The sequence below is a fragment of the Terriglobus sp. RCC_193 genome, from assembly GCF_041355105.1.
Taxonomy (GTDB): Bacteria; Acidobacteriota; Terriglobia; order Terriglobales; family Acidobacteriaceae; genus Terriglobus.
On sequence record NZ_JBFUPK010000001.1, the window covers coordinates 1,378,825 to 1,398,390 of the forward strand.

The window sequence follows — 19,566 nt, forward strand, 5'->3', positions numbered from 1 at the left end:
AATGCTGAAACCTATTCCTGAACTATCCGCAGAAACGCCGCCACATCCCCATCCAGCAACCCGGAAATCACCGCCACAGAATCCGCTCCGGCCTCAAGCACCGAAGAAGCATTCACAGCGGCAATCCCACCAATCGCCACCAGCGGTTTCCGCGTCAATGAACGAGCCAGCGCAACACCATCCAGCCCCACCACCGGCTCCGCATCCAGCTTCGTCAGGGTCGCAAACACTGGCCCCACTGCCACATAAGAAACCGCCAAACCATCCGCGATAGAAACCTGCGCTGGATTATGCGTGGAAACACCCAACACCGCATCCGGCCCAATCACCGCACGAACAGGAGCGACCGCGTCATCCCCCTGCCCCACATGCACACCATCGAACCCCGATGCGGCAAACAGATGTACACGATCATTCAGGATCAGCGTCGCGTCAGTACCCTCAAACACACGCCGAAGCAAAGCAGCGTTCTCCAACACCGAAGCATCGGACGCCACCTTATCGCGATACTGCACCAGCGTCACACCCGCATCGCGCCATGCCTTCGCCGTCTCCAGCAAGGAAACTCCACGACGCGCACAACTCTCCGCATCCAGAATCGCGTACAAACGCGGCAACCGAAAATCCGTTGATAAGCCCACAAGAAAAGCTTATAGCCACGCGCGCATCAATACCGATACACCAGGCTGATGCCCCACACCAACTGGTTCCGCGCCTTGCCATTGTTGTACCCGCGCTTATCCCACGAGTGATCGAACCGCAGATCCGACTGCACCAGGAACGTGCTGCCAAAATAGCGATTCACATACAGCGTGTTCTCGGTGTATTTCGTAGCAGTGCCCGTGCGCTGGCCCTTCTTGTCATTCAACAGGTCCGAGCGAAATCCAACCGTTAACGACGGGCTGATCTCACGGTTCAGATAGTTAACAACTGCATACTCCGGTGCAAAACAACGCAGCATCCCCGGCGCGCACACGGCGCCAAGCGTGCCGCTTTCCGGAGGCACAGGATTCGCAACATCATTCGCCACATTCGGCACATCGCGTTCATACATCACCCACGCTTCGGTCGCCATATGCCATTTCGCATTGAACTTGTGCGCCCACATCGCGTCATACTGCTGCACGTTGTCATACGCATACTTGCCATCGTTAATGCCATTCGCGCAGACATACACGTTGTCATGATTCGTTGTGGTCGAATAATTCACGCACGCAATCAGTGAAGGCTTGTGGTCGCTCGACCACGGCGCAACATCATGCCCTGCGGACATACCCAACTGCACCAGCCACTGCTTGTTCAACTTCAACGTAGCCACTGCACCCGTCTCCGTCACCGGCCCGGCCGTGTACACCAGCGAACGCGTCATCGTGTAGTTATTCGGGGCCAGCGGCGAATCCAGTCCGGGCAGCGAAAGAAAGCGCCCCACACGAATGTTCAGCCCATCCTTCACCGGGAAATACAGGTCCGCATACTCCATTAAAGGGTCATAGCCATACGTGCGGCCATTCTCCAATAGCTGCCCACTCAGGTATCCCTTGGTCGTCGTGAAGCGATAGTCCACACCGTAGTACAGCGCAGTAATGTGATATCCCCAGTCAAAGTGCATACTCTGCACCGTGTCCGGCAAGCGCTCAATAAACGTCACCACCTGGTGCAACCGCGCAGAGTTGGGTGACGAAGCAAAGGTCAGCGGATAGTTGCTGTCATGACTGGTGCTCTGGTTATAAGTTCCCTTCGCCCACCCATAGATCTTGGTGCGATGGTTCTCCATCTTCAGCGCGGTCATCAACGGATACACACCTGTATCCGGCACGCCAATCGTGGGCGACCCACCATAGCTCCAATCCCCTGCGGGATAGGGCGGACTGTCCAACGGCGCATCGAAGGCGCGTCGTGCAGGAGTCCGCCCGGCAGGCAGTTTTCCGCGCCAGTCCGCCCAATAAAAACGACCAAGGCGTTGCAGAAAATTCCCACGAATCACCGCTTGCACATCCGGTGGATTGCTCTTGAGATCGTTTGCACCAGGGATCGCCTCAGACTTCTGCAAAGGCGGTTGGGATACTGGTTGTTGAGCGTACGCTCCGCCCATCACGACGCTGGCAAAGGCAAAAACCCCGGCATGCAGCGTCCGGGTCCTGCCAGACATCATGCTTATGAATCCTTACTACAAAAAACAATGGCTATGTGAAGAGGGGACAAGCTTACACTGCGACCGCAGCGATAAGGAAGCGTGTCATGTCATGTTTCTGCAGAGCGATGTGCTGCCTGCAAAACACAATGCAGACGTTAGCGATTACTTACTCCATTCAACGACGCAGGAACATAATGTATGCGTCCGCACAGATCGCTATTCAACTTCCAGGTTCAGCATCCACGTCTGCCCAACAAGGTCTTTCCCAAACGAATGATGTTGGCTCTCCTCAATCAGCGTGAAGCCTGCAGCCTGATAGATCTTTCGAGCAGATACCAGGATGTCGTTCGTCCAAAGCGTGAGCTTTCTATATCCAAGCGCGCGCGCACGCTCAATGCATTTCTTCACCAAACGCGAACCAACTCCAAGTCCGCGGGCAGATGACTCAACAAAAAGCAGGCGCAGCTTCGCCATCTCCGCATCATCGGACTTCATCAGGAAGATCGACCCCACCATCTCTCCATGAAGTTCAGCAATCCAGGCATCTTCGCGAGTTGGATCGAAGTGCAACACGAAGTCTCCAAGAATACGGGAAACAAGTCCTTCATACGTCCAATCCCAACCGTATTCCTTCTGATAAAGAACGGCCTGCCGATGAGCGATCCATCCCAGATCACCCACTTTCAATGCTCTGAACTTCACATCCTTCGGTGACGTAGCTTCCGCCTTCAACACTCTCTGGACGTCCCGCATGCCTTTGGCAAGCCGCTGACGTTGCTCCGTCGCAATAGGCGCAACAAGAGTTGCTATCTGCTCCTCAGTCCTGTCATTCAGCCGACGAAATACTTTTTTACCCGCCGCTGTCAGCGAAATCAGTTTGTGCTTGCCATGCTCTGGACTGATACGACTTTTTACAAGCCCACCATTCTGAAACCGCGCAACGATGCGGCTGATATGTGCCTTATCCATCCCCAGGCCGCGAACAATATCGGCGGCTGTCTGTTCCTGGGTTTGAGCCAACTCATACAGCACCCTTGCCTCGGCCAAAGTGAACTCGCTTCCAGACAGGTGCTCTGCCAGAAGCCCGATCTCGCGCGTATAAAACCGATTGAAGCTTCTGACCTGATCGACGAGTGAAGATGGCATTCTCTGCTCCAGTGTTGTCACATACAACATACAAAAGGACTCACACCACACGCAATCATCAGGCATTGAAAAACAACGCACCACGCAAAGCAGATTTGACTAAGTCAGCAGGCACGGCACAGGGTATGGTTCTATCCTGCAGATCCCGTTCAGGCCCAGTCCGAAATCCTGTCAAGTACCTCCCCCATTCAACCCCAACAAATCAAAAGAAATAGAGTTGGCATGGTATTTCCATCGAATCAGTAAAATAGAACTAGAGACGAAAAGGGCCGCGCAAAGCGCGGCCCTAACCCCTTTAGAAAGACAATTTTGCCTCTAACCCCAACGGGCAGACGATTTTAGCGGCACTAAACCGTAACCCCAATAGAAAGACGATTTTAGAAAAACAGGGGGGGAGGGGTACCCTCCCCCCGGATTACACTCCAGTAGGCTCGTTCTCCGCCTCGACCTTCTTGCGCGCAGCTTCCTTTTCAAAGAAGCGCTCCATGAACTTCGTATCGAAGTCACCTTTGCGGAAGTCAGGATCGGCAAAGATCTTCTGCTGCAGCGGAATCGTCGTGTGAATGCCTTCCACCACAAACTGGCTCAGAGCCCGCTGCATGCGGTTCATGGCCTCTTCGCGGTCCTTGCCGTGGCAGATAACCTTGGCGATCATGCTGTCGTAGTAAGGCGGAACAACACCTTCCTGATACTGGTTCGTATCCACGCGAACACCGTTTCCGCCGGGCACATTCCACGCCGTGATCTTGCCTGCAGAAGGGGTGAACTTCTCCGGATGCTCGGCATTGATGCGGCATTCGATGGCATGACCGTTGATCGTCGGACGCGCAGGCACAATGTCCGGCAGCTTCTCGCCCGATGCAATGCGCAACTGCGCCTTCACCAGGTCGATCCCCGTGATCAGTTCCGTCACCGGATGCTCCACCTGAATACGCGTGTTCATCTCGATGAAGTAGATCTCGCCATCTTCATCCATCAGGAACTCGATAGTGCCAGCGTTCCAGTAGCCAATCTCGCGCAGCGACCGCTCAATGACGCCACCAAGACGCGCACGAATCTCCGGCGTAATCTGCAGCGACGGAGCTTCCTCGATCAGCTTCTGGTGACGACGCTGAATGGAGCACTCACGTTCACCCAGCGACATCACATTGCCGTGTTCGTCCGCCAGCACCTGGAACTCAATGTGGCGCGGACGCTCGATGAACTTCTCCATGTACAGGTCGCCATTGCCAAAGGCGTTCAACGCCTCGGTCGATGCCTGGTTGTACAAACCGGGAAGCTCCTCGGCCGTGCGCACGATACGCATACCGCGTCCACCGCCGCCAGCCACAGCCTTCAGGATCACCGGATAACGCACGTCAGCAGCCCACTGCAGAGCCTCTTCCACCGATCCGATAACCCCATCGGACCCCGGCAGGATAGGCACGTTAGCCGCCTTCATCGTCTGCCGCGCGGTGGACTTCTCACCCATCATGCGCGTCACTTCAGGACGCGGTCCGATGAACTTGATGTTGCTGGCGCGGCATACCTCGGCGAAGTTGGCGTTCTCGCTCAGCAGTCCGTAGCCGGGATGAATGGCGTCCACATCGGCAATCTCCGCCGCGGAGATGACCGCAGGAACATTGAGGTAGCTCTCCGCCGAGCGCGGCGGCCCAATGCAGATAGCCTCATCCGCAAAGCGGACGTGGAGACTGTTGCGGTCGGCTTCGGAGTACACGGCCACCGTACGGATACCAAGCTCCCGGCAAGCCGAGATAACCCGCAGCGCAATCTCGCCACGGTTTGCGATCAGGACCTTCTTGAACATACCCATGTCCTTACCGCGGCCGTACCGCGAACAGCGGCTGACCGTATTCCACGGGCTTGCCATTCTCGATCAGCAACTTCACCACTTCACCCGCAACGTCGCTCTCGATCTCGTTCATCAGCTTCATGGCTTCCACAATGCAAACCACCTGGCCGACGGAGATGGTGTCACCCACCTTCACAAACGCCGCAGCCCCAGGAGCCGAGCTCTCATAGAACGTCCCCACGATAGGCGACTTCACCTCGTGCAGCACCTCTGCCGGGGCAGCAGCCGCTACAGGCGCGGGAGCCGCAAGCGGAGCAGCAGCAACGGGTGCCGGGGCTACGTGCGGAGCCGCCGCAAAGTGCGCAAACTGCGCCGGATCAAACGCGATCGGAGCAGCGGGCTGCGAAAACTTGATGCGGACATGCTGCTCGCCGCGGTGGAGATCAAATTCGGCGATGCCATTGTCCTTCAAGAAGGAGACAAGCTCGCGGAGTTCCTGCAAATCGTTCTGTTCCATCATCTTCCTTATGCCTGCCTTGCGCTCGCGGCACTCACTGCCGCGCTACAGTTCCATCCAGCCTTTGTGCACCGGGGTCAGCACCTCGGCGCCATCTTCCGTGACCAGCACAGAATCTTCGATGCGCACGCCGAAGCGTCCGGGCAGATACACCCCGGGTTCGATTGTAATCACGGTTCCGGCCTTCAGAACGTCTTTACTATCTTTCCCCACCCGAGGAACCTCATGAATCTCCAATCCAATGCCGTGTCCGGTGGAGTGGGTGAAGTATTTTCCATACCCAGCCCCCTCCAGAACCGACCGCGCAGCACGGTCCACCTCGCCGCAGGTGACGCCTGCGCGGACAGCATTCACTGCCGCCTGCTGCGCCGCCATAACCGCTTCAAAGACCACCCGCTGTTCCGCCCAGCGCTGTTTCCAGCGAGATGGAACAGGTTTTTCACCGAATCCAATGGAGAAGGTGCGCGTCATGTCCGAACAGTAGCCGTCCAAGAGAATGCCAAAGTCCAGTGTGACCAGGTCTCCTGGTGCGATGCGGGCTTCGGTTGCACGCGCATGAGGTTGGCTGCTGCGTTCTCCGGCCGTCACAATCGTCTCAAAGCTCATCGCTTCCGCACCTGCCATCCGTGCACGATGCTCAAGCTCTGCAGCGATATCCCGTTCTCGCATCCCCGGTTCAACCCAGCCAAGCAGGCCCTCATAGAGCGAACAGGTCAAAGAGGCCGCATGGCGCATAGCTTCCACCTCGGCAGCATCCTTGACCACTCGCAACGCGACAATCAGGCCATCGGCAGGAACGAAGAAGCTTCTCTTTCCTGAGGCCTTCTTCATGACGCCCAAAGAGGCTACTGTGGTTTGGGTGCGGTCAAAACCGCACCTGGCTGCGTGCTGTTCCGCCCAACTACATGCCTCTACAAGTGCAGATTTTGGGGCGATGCGAACGGTCGCGCCCTGCACTTCCCGCTTCGCCTGCACAGTGTAACGACCATCGGTAAACAGTCGCGCGGACACACGTGGCTCTGCCACCACCACCAGTGCGGCATTCGATCCGGTAAAGCCCGTCAGATAACGGACGTCTGGAAGGTGTGTCACCAGCAGCGACGGGATGGAACGGAGTCGCAACTCCTGCACAAGCTGGCGGATACGTCCGCGATGCATCATCTTCTTCAGGATACGACGTCGAGCGTTTCTCTGTCGTATGGCAGAGCCGGTATCATGGCATATGTCTTCGCGGAAGAGCGCAACAGGAAACTTAACGCGACGGCGTTTTCTAGCAGGGGCCGCCCTTACTGTAGGTGGACTGGCTCTCTACTCCGGCGAGATTGAGCGACACATGCTCATGACCGTGGAACGTACGGTCCGCATCCGCAATCTGCCTGCACCATTTCATGGCTTCCGTATCGCGCAACTCAGCGACTTCCACTTTCATAACTATGACGAATCATTCTTCGTCCGCCATGCCGTTCAGCGCGTGAACGAGCTTGCGCCGGACATGGTGGCACTCACAGGCGATTTCGTCACCGCAAGCAGCGACTACAGCCAAAATCAGGCTGTCCCGAATGCTTATGCATGCGCAGAAATATTAAGTGGCCTTAAGTGCCCGACACGTCTCTGCTCACTCGGTAATCATGATGCGGTCATTAAGCGTACGGTAAGCGATGCATTGCAGCGCAATGGCCTCAAGCTCTTGATGAATCAGTTCACCGCGCTGGAGCGGCGAGGTGAGAGGATTTGGATTTCCGGCATTGCGGATGCCTATTTCGATGTCCCGGATCTCTCACGAGCGATGCCGCAAAGGAAACCCAACGAACCCATCATCCTACTGGGACACGAACCGGATTTTGCCGATGTCGCCGCGCAGAACAATGATGTTGACCTGATGCTGGCGGGACACACACATGGAGGCCAGGTACGGCTTCCTTTTCTACCAGCTCTCCTCCTGCCCGCTATGGGTGAGAAATATGTGGAAGACCTTCACACGGTAGGATCATCGGGAATGCAACTTTATGTAAACCGCGGACTTGGCTGCATGCACCTGCCGTTCCGGTTTAATTGCCCGCCGGAACTCACGCTGCTTACGCTGCAACCCGCCTGAAGCTATTTCGCAGAACGTGCTGGCTTCTTGGATTCAGACTTCACCATCACCGGTTCCGGCACAACGACCCCCGACTGGCGATCCATCCACGTGTCCAGCAGGGTCTTCTTAAACCGCCAGCGATTTCCAAGCTTAAACGCTGGCACAAATCCTTCCGAGGCGTAGCGGTACAGCGTGTCGCTGCTGATTCCCAGATATCCAGCAGCCTGGCGGATATCCATGACTTCGCGGATGGCTGTTTCTGCGGCGTTCGGCATGGTTTCTTCCCAGGGGATTTAGGATTCGCGGGAAGTCACAGCTTCCCGGCCACATACTTGTACCCCCTTTGCCTGTTCTGTACAAGCAAATTCTTCAGGTTGTGTCAGTTATCGGGGATCTAATAAAAGTGTTCGGAAGCGGACAACGGCTCTATTCCGCGTCTGCCCCGCTATACATCGCTTCAATTTCCTTTGCGTAATTGGCAGCCACCACGCGCCGCTTTAACTTTAAGCTGGGCGTTACCTCGCCGCCGTCCACCGTCCATTCATCGGATACCAGCCGGAAACGCTTCACCTTCTCCCAGGGCGAAGCTTCCTGATTCACGCGATCAAATTCCTTCTGATACCGCTCAAGCACCTTTGCATCGTGAACAAGAGTTTTGCGATCAGGGGCCGTAATTCCCTGCTCCTTAGCCCATTCTTCCAATGCAGGAAAGTTTGGAGAGACAACCGCGGCAACGTACTTTCGCTTATCGCCCTGCAGCGCCACAAAGCCAATCAGGGACGAGACCTTCAGCTTGTTTTCGATGGGTTGGGGTGCGATGAATTTGCCGCCAACGGTTTTGATGAGTTCTTTCTTGCGGTCGGTAATGGACAGGAACCCTTCGGGGTCGATGTTACCGATGTCGCCGGTCCGGAACCATTCGCCATCCATCACATCGGCCGTTTGCTCTGGCTTCTGCCAATAGCCCTGGAAGATGCTGGGGCCTCGAACTTCCAGTTCTCCGTCCTCTGCGAAGCGCACATCGACGTTCTTCAACTTCGGTCCGATTGTGCCAAGCTTATTGTGTCCCGGTAGATTGACAGCGATAACAGGAGACGTTTCCGTAAGCCCGTAACCTTCGAGAATTGGAATACCCGCCGAAGCGAACCACTGCGCCAGATCAATACCGAGCGGAGCGCCACCAGCCACAAACACCTTCACGCGCCCACCGAAGGCCTCACGCAGCTTGCTATACACCAGCTTGTTCGCAATCTTCCATGCCAACGAAGAGGGGTCGCCCTGCATCTGCGCCACTTCGTCACGATGCTCCGCACCAGTCTTGATGGCCCACTGGAAAATCTTCGCCTTCAGGCCACCAGCCTTCAGCGCTTTTCCTTCTGCGGATTGACGCACACGCTCATACACGCGTGGCACCGCGACAAAAATTGTGGGTTTCACGACAGCCATCGCGGGCAGCACTCGCTCCGGGCGGTTGACATAGGCCAGCGTGACGTTCTCCGCATAGAACAGGTAGTCAATGTGCCGCGCCGTTACATGCGACAGCGGAAGGAACGACACCATCAGGTCATCCGATCCAAAGCGGAACAACTCTGTGGTCATTGACAGATTCGAAGCGATGTTGCCGTGGGACAACACCACGCCCTTCGCATCGCCCGTGGTACCGGAGGTGTAAATGATGGTGGCAATATCTTCCGGCTGCACAGATGTCAGCACCTGATCGAAGGCTGCATCGCGAGCAGAAGACTCCTCCCCCGCAACAAGATCGGCAAAAGAAACACCCACTTCGCCGCTGTCCATCGTGACAATCGTCCCTGCGAACCCTGTGCCAACAACCTTCTTCGCAACATCCTGTGTGGAGACGAAAACAATCTTCGCACCACTATCGGCAAGCTGTGCCTTCGTCTGATCTGGCGTCAGCGTGGGGAACATGGGAACATCGATGGCACCGATTGCGAGCGATGCGAAATCCGTCACGGCCCATTCCCACCGGTTTTCCGCGATAAGGCCAACGCGATCACCCTTCGCAATGCCCTGCGACTGCATCCACGCAGCCAGGCGCCGCGTGCGCCAATACAGAGCGTCGCAGGAGATGGCCTCCCACTCCTCGCCAACGGGTGTAAGGATAGCGCGCTCACCACCGCGCGAAGTGGCCTTCAGAAAGACGTCGTTCAGCGTACGCAAGTCCATGCAACTCCCCAACAGGGCATGTAGCAACCCAACGGTCATCCTACATGGAAGCCGAAAACCATCGGTTGCGTTGGATGACAATTCTCATCATGACAGCGCGAATGTCATGATCTCTTCCACCCTGTGAAAGTGTTTCCTAAAACGAAAATGGATCCGGAAAACCGGACCCATTTCATTATTTTATCCAGTGACTCAGGCCTGCGGCAGGGGCACCATCCGCAGGAACTTCGCAGAGTAAGCCGGCCAGTCTGCCAGCATACGCGCTGCACGTGTGCTGCCTGCCTTGGCAGCGTGCTCTTCCAGCAGAGCCTTCAGTTGTGCCTGCGCTTCCGTATCGGCTTCTGTAAACGGAACCGCCTGCAGGAACTCTGCGTGGTAACGCGTCTGCGAAAGAACGGTGCCATCCACGTCATAAATCCACGCGATGCCACCGGTCATACCCGCACCGAAGTTCATGCCGATCTCACCGATCACCACTACGGTACCGCCGGTCATGTATTCGCAGCCGTGGTCGCCCACGCCTGCAACCACTGCCGTAGCGCCGGAGTTACGTACGGCGAAGCGCTCACCTGCATAACCCGCAGCAAACAGCTTGCCTGCAGTTGCGCCGTACAAAGCAACGTTGCCCAGTACCACGTGATGACCGCCGCTACCGACAGCCATACCGCGTGCACGGATGACGATTTCGCCTCCACTCAACCCTTTACCAACGAAGTCATTCGCTTCGCCGATCAGCTTCAGATGCATGCCCTCTACTGCGAACGCACCGAAGCTCTGCCCCGCTGTGCCCGTCAGGTTGATGTTGATCTCCGGCACCGGCATCGGCAATTCCGCCTTTGCGCGCAGCACAGAAATCTCACCAGCGATACGCGCGCCGACAGCACGGTCGCGATTCGCGATGGTATCGGTGACCTCGTACGGCTTTCCTTCCACAACTGCCGTCAGTGCCGGTTCCACCCACGGTTCGTCGAGGGCCGGACGGCTCTCCGGACGATCATTGCGGATGCCAGCCCACTTGCGTGGACCGTCGCCCACCTGCGCCAGCATCGGCGACAGATCCAGACCGCCGTCCGCACGGACCTGCTGCAGCAGATCGACACGTCCGATGGCGTCCTCAATGGATGCAAGACCGTAGCGCGCCAGTAACTGCTGCAGATCGCCCGCAAGCTGCTGGAAGAAACGCTCTACATGCTCCGGCTTGCCGCGGAAGCGCGCACGAAGCTCCGGCTTCTGTGTTGCAATGCCCGTGGGGCAGGTGTTCAGGTGGCACTGGCGTGCCATGTCACAGCCCATCACAACCAGAACGGCCGTGCCGAAGGCGTATTCGTCCGCACCAAGCAGTGCCGCAATCAACACATCGCGCGCCGTGGACAGGCCGCCATCCGTACGCAAACGTACCCGTCCGCGCATACCGTTGGCCATCAGCGTCTGCTGTGCTTCCGCAAGTCCAAGCTCCCACGGATTGCCCGCGTACTTGATGGATGACAGTGCCGCAGCGCCCGTGCCACCGACGTTTCCGGCGATGACTACGTAATCGGCATAAGCCTTTGCGACACCTGCTGCAACCGTACCCACACCACAGCTTGAAACCAGCTTCACGCCTACAGCCGCGCGTTTGTTGACGCGCTTCAGATCATGAATCAGCTCCGCCAGATCTTCAATGGAATAGATATCGTGATGCGGCGGTGGCGAGATCAACGGCACACCCGGCTGCGCATGACGCAGACGTGCGATGAGGCCGGAAACCTTGTGACCGGGAAGCTGACCGCCCTCACCGGGCTTGGCTCCCTGCGCCACCTTGATTTCAATCTCCTCGGCATGAGCCAGGTACTCCGCGGTTACGCCGAAACGTCCGCTGGCTACCTGCTTGATGCGGTTGTTCAGCAGCGAGTGAATCGCCGGAGCTTCTACCATCGGCTCAGCAACCGCTACACCGCCCTGCGCAGGCTTATTCACGAACGCAGCGGCTTCACCGGGCTGCGGCACGCGGCGATTTCCAGGATGCGGACGATAAACGTCGGAATCCTCGCCGCCTTCGCCCGTATTGCTCTTACCGCCGAGCCTATTCATCGCAATGGTGATGGTAGTGTGGGCTTCCGGGCTCAGAGAACCAAGCGACATGGCCGAAGCGATGAAACGCTTGTACATCGAGGAAGGTTGCTCCACCTTATCCAACGACAGTTCTGCACCTGCGGGAGAGATCTCCAGCAACTCACGCAGCACCGTGGGTTCATTGCTGGAATCCACAGTGGAGGAGTAAATCTGGAAGGCCTTCGCCGGGTCTTCTGGAAGAGCTACATTACGAGCCGATCCCACCACGGACTGCAGTGCCTTCACATGCGACGGCGCCCATGCGTGCGGCTCCGCAAGGTCTGCTTTGCGGAATTTCACCCAGCCGTAATCCGGCAGGTCAATCTTCGCCTGAAGCTCGTCGGATACGGGCGCTCCCCAACTCTGGCGGATGCTGTGCTCAATCTGGGCAAACCCAGCGCCGCCAAGCGGTGCAGGAGTGTTCGGGAAGCAACGCTCCACGACCTCGTTCCCCAAACCGAGAATGTCAAAAGGGTACGCGCCACGGTAGCTGTCCACCACGCTGACGCCCATCTTCGACATGATCTTTGCAAGACCAGCATCGAAGGCCTTCAGCATCTTCACTTCCGGCACCTTCGGATCGCCGTCCGCACCAGCAGTTGCACGTGCCGTCTCCAGCGCCAGCCACGGGCACACAGCACCCGCGCCATAACCGATCAGCACGGCAGCATGATGCACGTCGCGCACATCGCCTGCTTCTACGGCAATGCCAGTGGCTGTGCGGAGCCCCGCCTTCACCAGCGCGTGATGCACCACACTGACGGCAATGGCCATGGGAATAGGCAGACTGTCCGCATCGGCATGACGGTCGCTCAACAGCAGAATCTCCACGCCTTCGCTTACCAACTCAACCGCGTTGGCGCACAGCGCCTCAATTCCGATCTGCAGGGAAAAATCCTTGTTGAAGACGCATTTCAATTCGCGCAGCCGGAGCGTGTCGCTATGCGGATACTTGCCGTGACGAAGCGCCTCCAGCTTGCCCACCGAAAGGAATGGTGAAATCAATGACATGCCGGGCAACGTGGCGTGCTTGTCCAGCATGTGCGACCACGGTCCCAGGCGCGTGTGCAGGGAAACAACAATGGCTTCGCGCAGAGGGTCGATCGCGGGATTCGTCACCTGCGCAAAGCGCTGACGGAAGTACGCATAGATGGGCCGTGGCGTGCGTGCCAGCGGAGCCAGCGGCGTGTCGTCGCCCATGGACCAGACCGCGTCTTTGCCATCTGCCGCCATCGGCGTCAGGATCATGCGCACATCTTCCTTCGTATAACCGAAGTTCTTCTGTGCACGGGCAATGGCATCGAAGTCTGTCGGGGACAGGTCGACCCACTCTGCTGAAATTGTCAGGTCGTCGATCAGCGCAGCGTAGGAACCATCCTCGTCGAACAGGTCCAGTAACTGGTCGTTCTCGTAAATCTTTTTCGCCTCAAGATCGACCACCAGCATCTGGCCGGGGCCAAGGCGACCGCTGTGAAGCACCGTTTCAGGATCGATATCAACCAGACCCGCTTCCGAACCGGCAACAACAAGGCCGTCCGTGGTAATGGCATAACGGCAGGGACGCAGACCATTACGGTCAAGCGCGGCGCCTACATAGCGGCCATCAGCAAATCCAAGCGCAGCAGGGCCGTCCCACGGCTCCATCGTGTCGCGGTGATACTTCAGGAACGCCGATTCACGGCTTGTCACCGCGGGCGGCAGCAGCACACGAATCGCCTCGGCAATGCTGTAACCATTACGCGTCAACAGTTCAATGGTTTCGTCCAGCGACGTGGAGTCCGTGCCGTCCTTCGTCAGAATGGGCCGGAACTCTTCAGGCAGCGTGGAATAGCGGGCTTCCATACGGGCGCGGTTGCCCCATACCGTGTTGATTTCACCGTTGTGCGCCAGCATACGACCCGGCTGCGCACGATGCCATGCAGGGGTGGTGTTCGTGGCATAGCGCTGATGGAAAAGCGCGTAGGGTGTGACATACGCAGCATCCTGCAGGTCAGGAAAAAACTCTGGCAGCAGACGACCGCTGCACATGGACTTGTAGACAATCTTGTTTGTGGAAAGCGAAGCGATGTAGCCGGACGTCTCGCCTGCCTCAAACTTCCGCTCAAAGCTCTTGCGCGCCAGATACAGGCTGCGCTCCAGGTCTTCGACATCCGCAGTCACCAGAACGTGACGGATCTCCGGCATGGTTCCCAGGGCAATCTCGCCCAGCACTTCCGGCTTCACCGGCACATCACGCCATGCCAGCACCGTAAGGCCCTGCTCTACCAGGCATGCCTCCAGCACATCGCAGGTATTGGCACCCTTTTCGTTGACGAAGACCACGCCAACACCCAGCTTCTTCTCTTCTGCAAGCGTCACGCTGGTTGCAGTCAGCAAAAGCGCGCGCGGGACCGCCGTCAGAATACCCACACCGTCCGAGCTCTTGCCATCCGCAGCAACAGCACCACGATGAGCCAGGCGCGCAAGAGCTGTCAGGGCGTCTGTAAGCACCTTGTGCGACGGTTTATTTCCGGAATCCGCAACAAATCCAACACCACAGGAGTCGTGGTCAAAGCGGGGGTCGACAAGCGAGCGCACAGGACGACAGGCACTCGTGACCTCAGAACGGGTCGGCAAAATCTGGGTAGCCATAGCTCATTCTACTGCGCAAAAACACCGCCGAATAGCGGAAACGCAGTCTTTCTGTAAGGGTGCCTAACCATTTCCCACAAAAGCAGCGGAAATGCACAACGGGAAGTCTTGACTGGTAGGGCTCTGTATATTTATACATGTTTATGCATACTTATGCATCGGCGAATTTACGCCATGCATCCAATGCATAGCCGGGAGACGGCTCTTAAATTCTCTCGCTACCGCCCCTCACAGGTCAACGGCAGCTATCTTTTTTAGGTGTGAGGCATCTTCATGAAACAGCAGCGCCAATCAGCAATTCGCGAGCTTCTGGTGATGACGGCAATCGTCAGCCAGGACGAGCTGCGCAAGAAGCTGCAGAAGCGCGGATTCACCGTGACCCAGGCCACGCTGTCGCGCGATTTCCATGAGCTTCGCGTCTACAAGGGACCGAATGGTTATGCGTTACCCGGCGATCTGGATGAAGAGGATGACGATCCCGGCATCAAGGAAACACTGTTCAACTTTGGCCTGGAAGTGAAGCAGGCTCAAAATCTTCTCGTTCTCATTACACGCACCAGTGGAGCGCAGCCTGTGGCCGCCGCCCTGGATTACGAAGATTGGCCGGAAATGCTGGGCACGATTGCCGGCGACGACACGGTCCTTGTCATCTGCGCCGACAGCAAAGGCGCTGCCGCGCTGAAAACGCGCATGGAAGAGTTGATCGGATGAGCACAGCACTGTATGAAACGGAGCCGCTGGCTACGCTGGCGAAACTCCCCCGTCCTACCGTTCGCACCGCTGTGGCAGGCGTCACTGGTTATGCCGGTGGCGAACTTGCACGTTTGCTGCTGAATCATCCGCGTCTGCGCGAAACGCCGCCCATCTTCCTTGGCCGCATGAGTTCTGAGGCAGATGGCACCACCGTTTACGACCTGCATCCGCACATTGCGCAGAATGAAATTGGCGCACCCGTGGTTGTCCCCTTCACATGGGAGACGCTGCGCGATAGCGGCACAGAGATTCTGTTTCTTGCAACACCGCATGAACAGTCGCGCGAGTGGGTTCCCTTCGCTCTGGAAGCAGGCATTCGTGTCATCGATCTTTCCGGTGCATGGCGTCTGCATGACGCAGCGAATGCTGCCGTGTACAAACTGCACGATGCCGATCCCGCACTCGCTGCGAAGCTGCAGGAAGAAGCTGTTTACGGCAATCCGGAACTGCATCGGAACGAGATTCGCGAGGCGCGCCTCGTCGCGAATCCCGGCTGCTATTCCACCAGCATCATCCTGGCACTTGCACCGTTTATCCGTGCCGGGATTGTCGACGTGGAACACGGCATTGTTTGCGATGCGAAGAGTGGCGTCAGCGGAGCAGGCAAAGCACCGACGGCAAAGACGCACTTCATGTATGCCGCGGACAATCTTTCTGCGTATGCAGTCTTCGGACATCGGCACACCGGAGAATTGCTGGAACAACTTGGCTTGAGCAGCGATCAGATTCAATTCACACCGCATCTGCTGCCCATTCCACGCGGCATTTTGTCGACCATCTATCTGCGGCTGAATGAGAAGAAATCTGCCGCGGAAGTAGAGGCTGTATTGCGCAACTTCTATGCAGGTAGCCCGATGGTGCGTGTGCATCGTGCAGGCGATCTGCCGCAGATTCAGCATGTGGCCCGTACGAATTATTGCGACATTGGATTTGAGCTTGCGCCGGATGGCAAGCGGCTCGTTGTTGTTTCCTGCCTGGACAATCTGCTGAAAGGTGCATCCGGACAGGCTGTACAGAACTTGAATGTGATGTGTGGTTGGAAGGAATCGGAGGGACTCCTGTGAAGTATGTCGTGAAGCTTGGGGGTGCCGCTCTGGAGAAGCCGGAACTGCTGCATGCGATTGGCAAGGCCATCGCGGAATTGGTTGCGGACGGGCATCAGGTGGCAATTGTGCACGGTGGCGGTATTCAGTTGACGAAGACACTGCAAGCACTGGGCAAGAAGAGTGAATTCATCAGCGGTCTGCGTGTGACCGATGCGGAGACGCGAGACGCCGCACTGATGGTGCTGGCGGGCCGAGTCAACAAATCACTGGTGGCCTCGCTGGGGCAACAGGGACAGGCTGCGGTGGGCATCTGCGGTGGCGACGGACATGTCTTCCGCGCTCGCAAGAAGAAAACGACGCCGGACCTGGGGTTCGTAGGCGAAATCGCCGCGACCGATCCGCGCTGGCTTGATGCCATCTGGAAGATGGGCGCAGTGCCTGTGATTAGCTCCATCGCACTCGGTTTTGACGGCGAGTACTACAACATCAACGCCGACGAGATGGCGTCTGCAACGGCTGCCGCGACGAAAGCCGACGCACTGATTTTCCTTACCGACGTTCCCGGTGTGAAGGGTGCGGACGGACAGGTGATGCGTTGGCTATCGCTCAAGGAAATTCCGCAACTTGAGAAACAAGCCGTCATTTCAGGCGGCATGCTACCCAAATTGAATGCATGCCGCGATGCCCTTCTGGCCGGCGTGAAGCGCGTTCGCATCTTACCCGCAGAAGCTGCGAAGGTATTGCCGGACCTGATCAGTTCGCGCGTGAACGACGGAACGGAGGTTATGGTCGCATGAACAATTTCAACCAGCACGACGACATCATCCTTAACGGAGGCGCAGCAGACATGAACCTTGTTGCTACCCAGGCCGCGGAGAAGAAGCTCCTGCTTCAGACCTATGACCGCCACCCGATTCTCCTCACGCGCGGCGAAGGCGTGCACCTGTTTGATGATGCTGGAAACCGATATCTGGATCTGCTGAGTGGCATCGGTGTGTCTGCGCTTGGCTACGGCCATCCTGCAATCACCAAAGCCATCCATGAGCAAGCTGCAACGCTGCTGCATACGTCGAATCTCTTCTACCACCAGGGTACGGCTACGCTTGCCGTGAAGCTGACTGAGATTACCGGCATGGACCGCGTCTTCTTCTGCAATAGCGGCACGGAAGCATGGGAAGCTGCGCTGAAGCTGGCGCGCGCGCATGCAGGTGTTCTGCGTGCGGAAGGCAAGACCATTGGTACGCGCTTTATCGCCATGGAGCACAGCTTCCACGGCCGCACCATGGGTTCCGTTGCAACGACGCACAAGCAGAAGTATCGCGAGCCGTTCAACCCGGTGATGCCGGATGTCATCTTCGTGCCGTTTAACGACGTGGATGCACTGCGCGCAGCCTTCGATGAGAACGTGTGCGCGATTGCACTGGAATGCCTGCAGGGCGAGGGTGGCATTCATCCCGTCTCGAAGGAATTTCTTGCAGCCGCTCGCGAGCTGTGCGATACCACCGGCGCCCTTCTGCTTTGCGACGAAATCCAAAGCGGCATGGGACGCACCGGCAAGTGGACGATGTATCAGCATTACGGCATCCAGCCGGACGTGACCACGCTGGCGAAGCCCATTGCAGGTGGTCTGCCGATGGGCGCGATGCTGTGCACGGAAGAAGCTGCACACGCCATCACACCGGGCATGCACGGCACCACCTTCGGTGGTGGACCACTGGCCTGCGCTGTTGCCATTGCTGTCATTGATGAGATTCAGCAATCGAATCTTCTCAAGCATGTAACGGAATTGGGCGACTATTTCATCGTTCAGCTTCGCAAGCTTGCTGCGGAACACGACAGCATCGTCGAAGTGCGAGGTGCCGGCTTCATGATCGGTGTTGACATGAAGTCTGCAGAAATCGCGAAAGAGGTTGCAGACAAGATGCTGTTTGAACGGCACATCCTGATCAACCGCACCAGCGAAACCGTGCTGCGCTTCCTTCCACCCTATCTCATCACGAAGGCGGATGTTGACGAAACAATTGCTGCATTGAGCAGCCTCATTGCAGATGCTGAGACGGCGCAGGCCGCTCTCGCAGAGGAACAGGTCCATGGGTAGCAAGACAGTTGTTATGGGAAGCACTTCAGGCGCTTCCGATGTAATCGATATGCCAAAGCCGAAGGTGGCGCTTGGCATTCAATCGGACGCCGGGTTCACCGAAGCAGCGAAGAGTCTGCGCGGTCGCGATCTTTGTTCCATGAGCGACCTTTCCGTACAGGAACTGGCCGCCATCATGGAGCTGGCACATGCAGTGAAGGCACATCCGGAAGACTTCAAGCATGCGTTGGATGGTAAGCAGATGGTGCTGATCTTTGAAAAGGCATCGCTGCGTACACGTCTCACGTTTGAAGCAGCCATTAATACACTTGGCGGCAATGCCGTCTTTGTCGACCAGACACAGTCGCCGCTCGGCGAGCGTGAATCGCTCTCGGACGTGGCTCATAACATTGAGCGGTGGATGAATGTGATTGTGCTGCGCACTTATGCGCATGAGACAGTCACCGAGATTGCCGAAGTCAGCAAAGTCCCCGTCATCAATGCACTCAGTGATTACGAGCATCCCTGCCAGGCGATCACCGACTTCATGACCATTGAAGAACGCTTCGGCACAGCAGAAGGCGTGAAGTTCACATACGTTGGCGACGGCAACAATGTGTGCAATTCGCTGATGCTCTGCGGCGCTCTGCTGGGTGCTCACATGACCATCGCAACTCCCAAAGGCTACGAACCGAAGTTGGAGATCATTCACAAGACGATGGCGATTGCCGAAGACACCGGCGCGACCATCACGTTGACGCATGATCCCATCAAAGCCGTGGAAGGCGCTGACGCGATCTACACCGATGTCTGCATCTCCATGGGGCAGGAGAACGAAACCACCAAGCGCACCCCCATCTTCAAGCCTTACCAGGTGAACGAAGCACTGATGGCGCACGCTACCGATCACACCATCTTCATGCACTGCCTGCCTGCGCACCGCGGACAGGAAGTGACGGATGTCGTCATTGACAGCGAACAGTCGGTCGTCTTCGACCAGGCAGAAAACCGCATGCACGCGCAGAAGTCGCTGCTGCTGATGCTGCTGGGCGGAGCGAAACGTATCCCTCGCGATCGTGGCGTGAATGGCAAGCGCCGCCGCACGCTCGCATAAC

General features: G+C 57.3%; 15 protein-coding genes. 6 read left to right on the top strand and 9 right to left on the bottom strand.

Annotation, left to right across the window (positions count from 1 at the left end; translation table 11 throughout):
• Positions 1-11 precede the first annotated feature (11 nt).
• The 6 genes from thiE to AB6729_RS05785 form a co-directional block, all read right to left on the bottom strand.
• Positions 12-617 (bottom strand): thiamine phosphate synthase, encoded by a 606-nt coding sequence (gene thiE / locus AB6729_RS05760; protein ID WP_371080618.1) that lies wholly within the window; start codon positions 615-617, stop codon positions 12-14.
• A gap of 50 nt (positions 618-667) precedes the next feature.
• Positions 668-2,152, bottom strand: coding sequence for an outer membrane beta-barrel protein (locus AB6729_RS05765; protein WP_371080619.1), 1,485 nt, complete (start codon positions 2,150-2,152; stop codon positions 668-670).
• Positions 2,153-2,350: 198 nt separating this feature from the next.
• Positions 2,351-3,280 carry a GNAT family N-acetyltransferase gene (locus AB6729_RS05770; protein WP_371080620.1) on the bottom strand — a complete coding sequence of 310 codons (930 nt, stop codon included), beginning with the start codon at positions 3,278-3,280 and terminating at the stop codon, positions 2,351-2,353.
• A 415-nt stretch (positions 3,281-3,695) separates the two neighbouring features.
• Positions 3,696-5,087: an acetyl-CoA carboxylase biotin carboxylase subunit gene (accC, locus tag AB6729_RS05775; protein WP_371080621.1), complete on the bottom strand. Its 1,392-nt coding sequence runs from the start codon at positions 5,085-5,087 to the stop codon at positions 3,696-3,698.
• A 10-nt stretch (positions 5,088-5,097) separates the two neighbouring features.
• A complete protein-coding gene (accB, locus tag AB6729_RS05780) occupies positions 5,098-5,592 on the bottom strand; it encodes an acetyl-CoA carboxylase biotin carboxyl carrier protein (RefSeq protein WP_371080622.1) in 495 nt (164 codons plus the stop codon).
• 42 nt (positions 5,593-5,634) lie between these two features.
• Positions 5,635-6,750 carry a M24 family metallopeptidase gene (locus AB6729_RS05785; RefSeq protein WP_371080623.1) on the bottom strand — a complete coding sequence of 372 codons (1,116 nt, stop codon included), beginning with the start codon at positions 6,748-6,750 and terminating at the stop codon, positions 5,635-5,637.
• Positions 6,751-6,922: 172 nt separating this feature from the next.
• On the opposite strand from AB6729_RS05785, the gene AB6729_RS05790 reads away from it, so the two are divergent.
• A complete protein-coding gene (locus AB6729_RS05790) occupies positions 6,923-7,684 on the top strand; it encodes a metallophosphoesterase (RefSeq protein WP_371080624.1) in 762 nt (253 codons plus the stop codon).
• A gap of 2 nt (positions 7,685-7,686) precedes the next feature.
• On the opposite strand, the gene AB6729_RS05795 is transcribed toward AB6729_RS05790, so the two are convergent.
• The 3 genes from AB6729_RS05795 to AB6729_RS05805 all read right to left on the bottom strand — a co-directional run bounded on the left by AB6729_RS05795 (position 7,687) and on the right by AB6729_RS05805 (position 14,575).
• Positions 7,687-7,941 (bottom strand): helix-turn-helix domain-containing protein, encoded by a 255-nt coding sequence (locus tag AB6729_RS05795; RefSeq protein WP_371080625.1) that lies wholly within the window; start codon positions 7,939-7,941, stop codon positions 7,687-7,689.
• Positions 7,942-8,092: 151 nt separating this feature from the next.
• The gene (locus tag AB6729_RS05800; RefSeq protein ID WP_371080626.1) at positions 8,093-9,853 is read right to left on the bottom strand and encodes a long-chain fatty acid--CoA ligase; all 1,761 of its coding nucleotides are present in this window, start codon (positions 9,851-9,853) and stop codon (positions 8,093-8,095) included.
• Between the two features lie 192 nt (positions 9,854-10,045).
• Entirely contained in the window at positions 10,046-14,575 is a 4,530-nt protein-coding gene (locus AB6729_RS05805; RefSeq protein WP_371080627.1) for a glutamate synthase-related protein, read from the bottom strand.
• 273 nt (positions 14,576-14,848) lie between these two features.
• Between AB6729_RS05805 and AB6729_RS05810 the strand changes: the two genes are divergently transcribed.
• The 5 genes from AB6729_RS05810 to argF are packed head-to-tail and all read left to right on the top strand — an operon-like array spanning position 14,849 to position 19,565.
• On the top strand, positions 14,849-15,286 hold the full coding sequence (locus tag AB6729_RS05810) for an arginine repressor (protein ID WP_371080628.1): 438 nt from the start codon (positions 14,849-14,851) through the stop codon (positions 15,284-15,286).
• Positions 15,283-16,392, top strand: coding sequence for an N-acetyl-gamma-glutamyl-phosphate reductase (argC, locus tag AB6729_RS05815; protein ID WP_371080630.1), 1,110 nt, complete (start codon positions 15,283-15,285; stop codon positions 16,390-16,392). Before AB6729_RS05810 ends, argC begins: the two co-directional genes overlap by 4 nt.
• The gene (argB, locus tag AB6729_RS05820; RefSeq protein ID WP_371080631.1) at positions 16,389-17,171 is read left to right on the top strand and encodes an acetylglutamate kinase; all 783 of its coding nucleotides are present in this window, start codon (positions 16,389-16,391) and stop codon (positions 17,169-17,171) included. The genes argC and argB overlap by 4 nt, the downstream gene beginning before the upstream one ends.
• A complete protein-coding gene (locus AB6729_RS05825; protein WP_371080632.1) occupies positions 17,168-18,472 on the top strand; it encodes an aspartate aminotransferase family protein in 1,305 nt (434 codons plus the stop codon). The genes argB and AB6729_RS05825 overlap by 4 nt, the downstream gene beginning before the upstream one ends.
• The gene (gene argF, locus AB6729_RS05830; protein ID WP_371080633.1) at positions 18,465-19,565 is read left to right on the top strand and encodes an ornithine carbamoyltransferase; all 1,101 of its coding nucleotides are present in this window, start codon (positions 18,465-18,467) and stop codon (positions 19,563-19,565) included. The genes AB6729_RS05825 and argF overlap by 8 nt, the downstream gene beginning before the upstream one ends.
• Position 19,566 lies beyond the last annotated feature (1 nt).

Coding starts and splice junctions, on each gene's coding strand:
- AB6729_RS05770 (WP_371080620.1), bottom strand. CDS start 3,280: ATGCCATCTTCACTCGTCGATCAGGTCAGAAGCTTCAATCGGTTTTAT.
- accC (WP_371080621.1), bottom strand. CDS start 5,087: ATGTTCAAGAAGGTCCTGATCGCAAACCGTGGCGAGATTGCGCTGCGG.
- AB6729_RS05800 (WP_371080626.1), bottom strand. CDS start 9,853: ATGGACTTGCGTACGCTGAACGACGTCTTTCTGAAGGCCACTTCGCGC.
- AB6729_RS05810 (WP_371080628.1), top strand. CDS start 14,849: ATGAAACAGCAGCGCCAATCAGCAATTCGCGAGCTTCTGGTGATGACG.
- AB6729_RS05805 (WP_371080627.1), bottom strand. CDS start 14,575: ATGGCTACCCAGATTTTGCCGACCCGTTCTGAGGTCACGAGTGCCTGT.
- argC (WP_371080630.1), top strand. CDS start 15,283: ATGAGCACAGCACTGTATGAAACGGAGCCGCTGGCTACGCTGGCGAAA.
- accB (WP_371080622.1), bottom strand. CDS start 5,592: ATGATGGAACAGAACGATTTGCAGGAACTCCGCGAGCTTGTCTCCTTC.
- AB6729_RS05765 (WP_371080619.1), bottom strand. CDS start 2,152: ATGATGTCTGGCAGGACCCGGACGCTGCATGCCGGGGTTTTTGCCTTT.
- AB6729_RS05790 (WP_371080624.1), top strand. CDS start 6,923: ATGCTCATGACCGTGGAACGTACGGTCCGCATCCGCAATCTGCCTGCA.
- AB6729_RS05785 (WP_371080623.1), bottom strand. CDS start 6,750: ATGATGCATCGCGGACGTATCCGCCAGCTTGTGCAGGAGTTGCGACTC.
- AB6729_RS05825 (WP_371080632.1), top strand. CDS start 17,168: ATGAACAATTTCAACCAGCACGACGACATCATCCTTAACGGAGGCGCA.
- argF (WP_371080633.1), top strand. CDS start 18,465: ATGGGTAGCAAGACAGTTGTTATGGGAAGCACTTCAGGCGCTTCCGAT.
- AB6729_RS05795 (WP_371080625.1), bottom strand. CDS start 7,941: ATGCCGAACGCCGCAGAAACAGCCATCCGCGAAGTCATGGATATCCGC.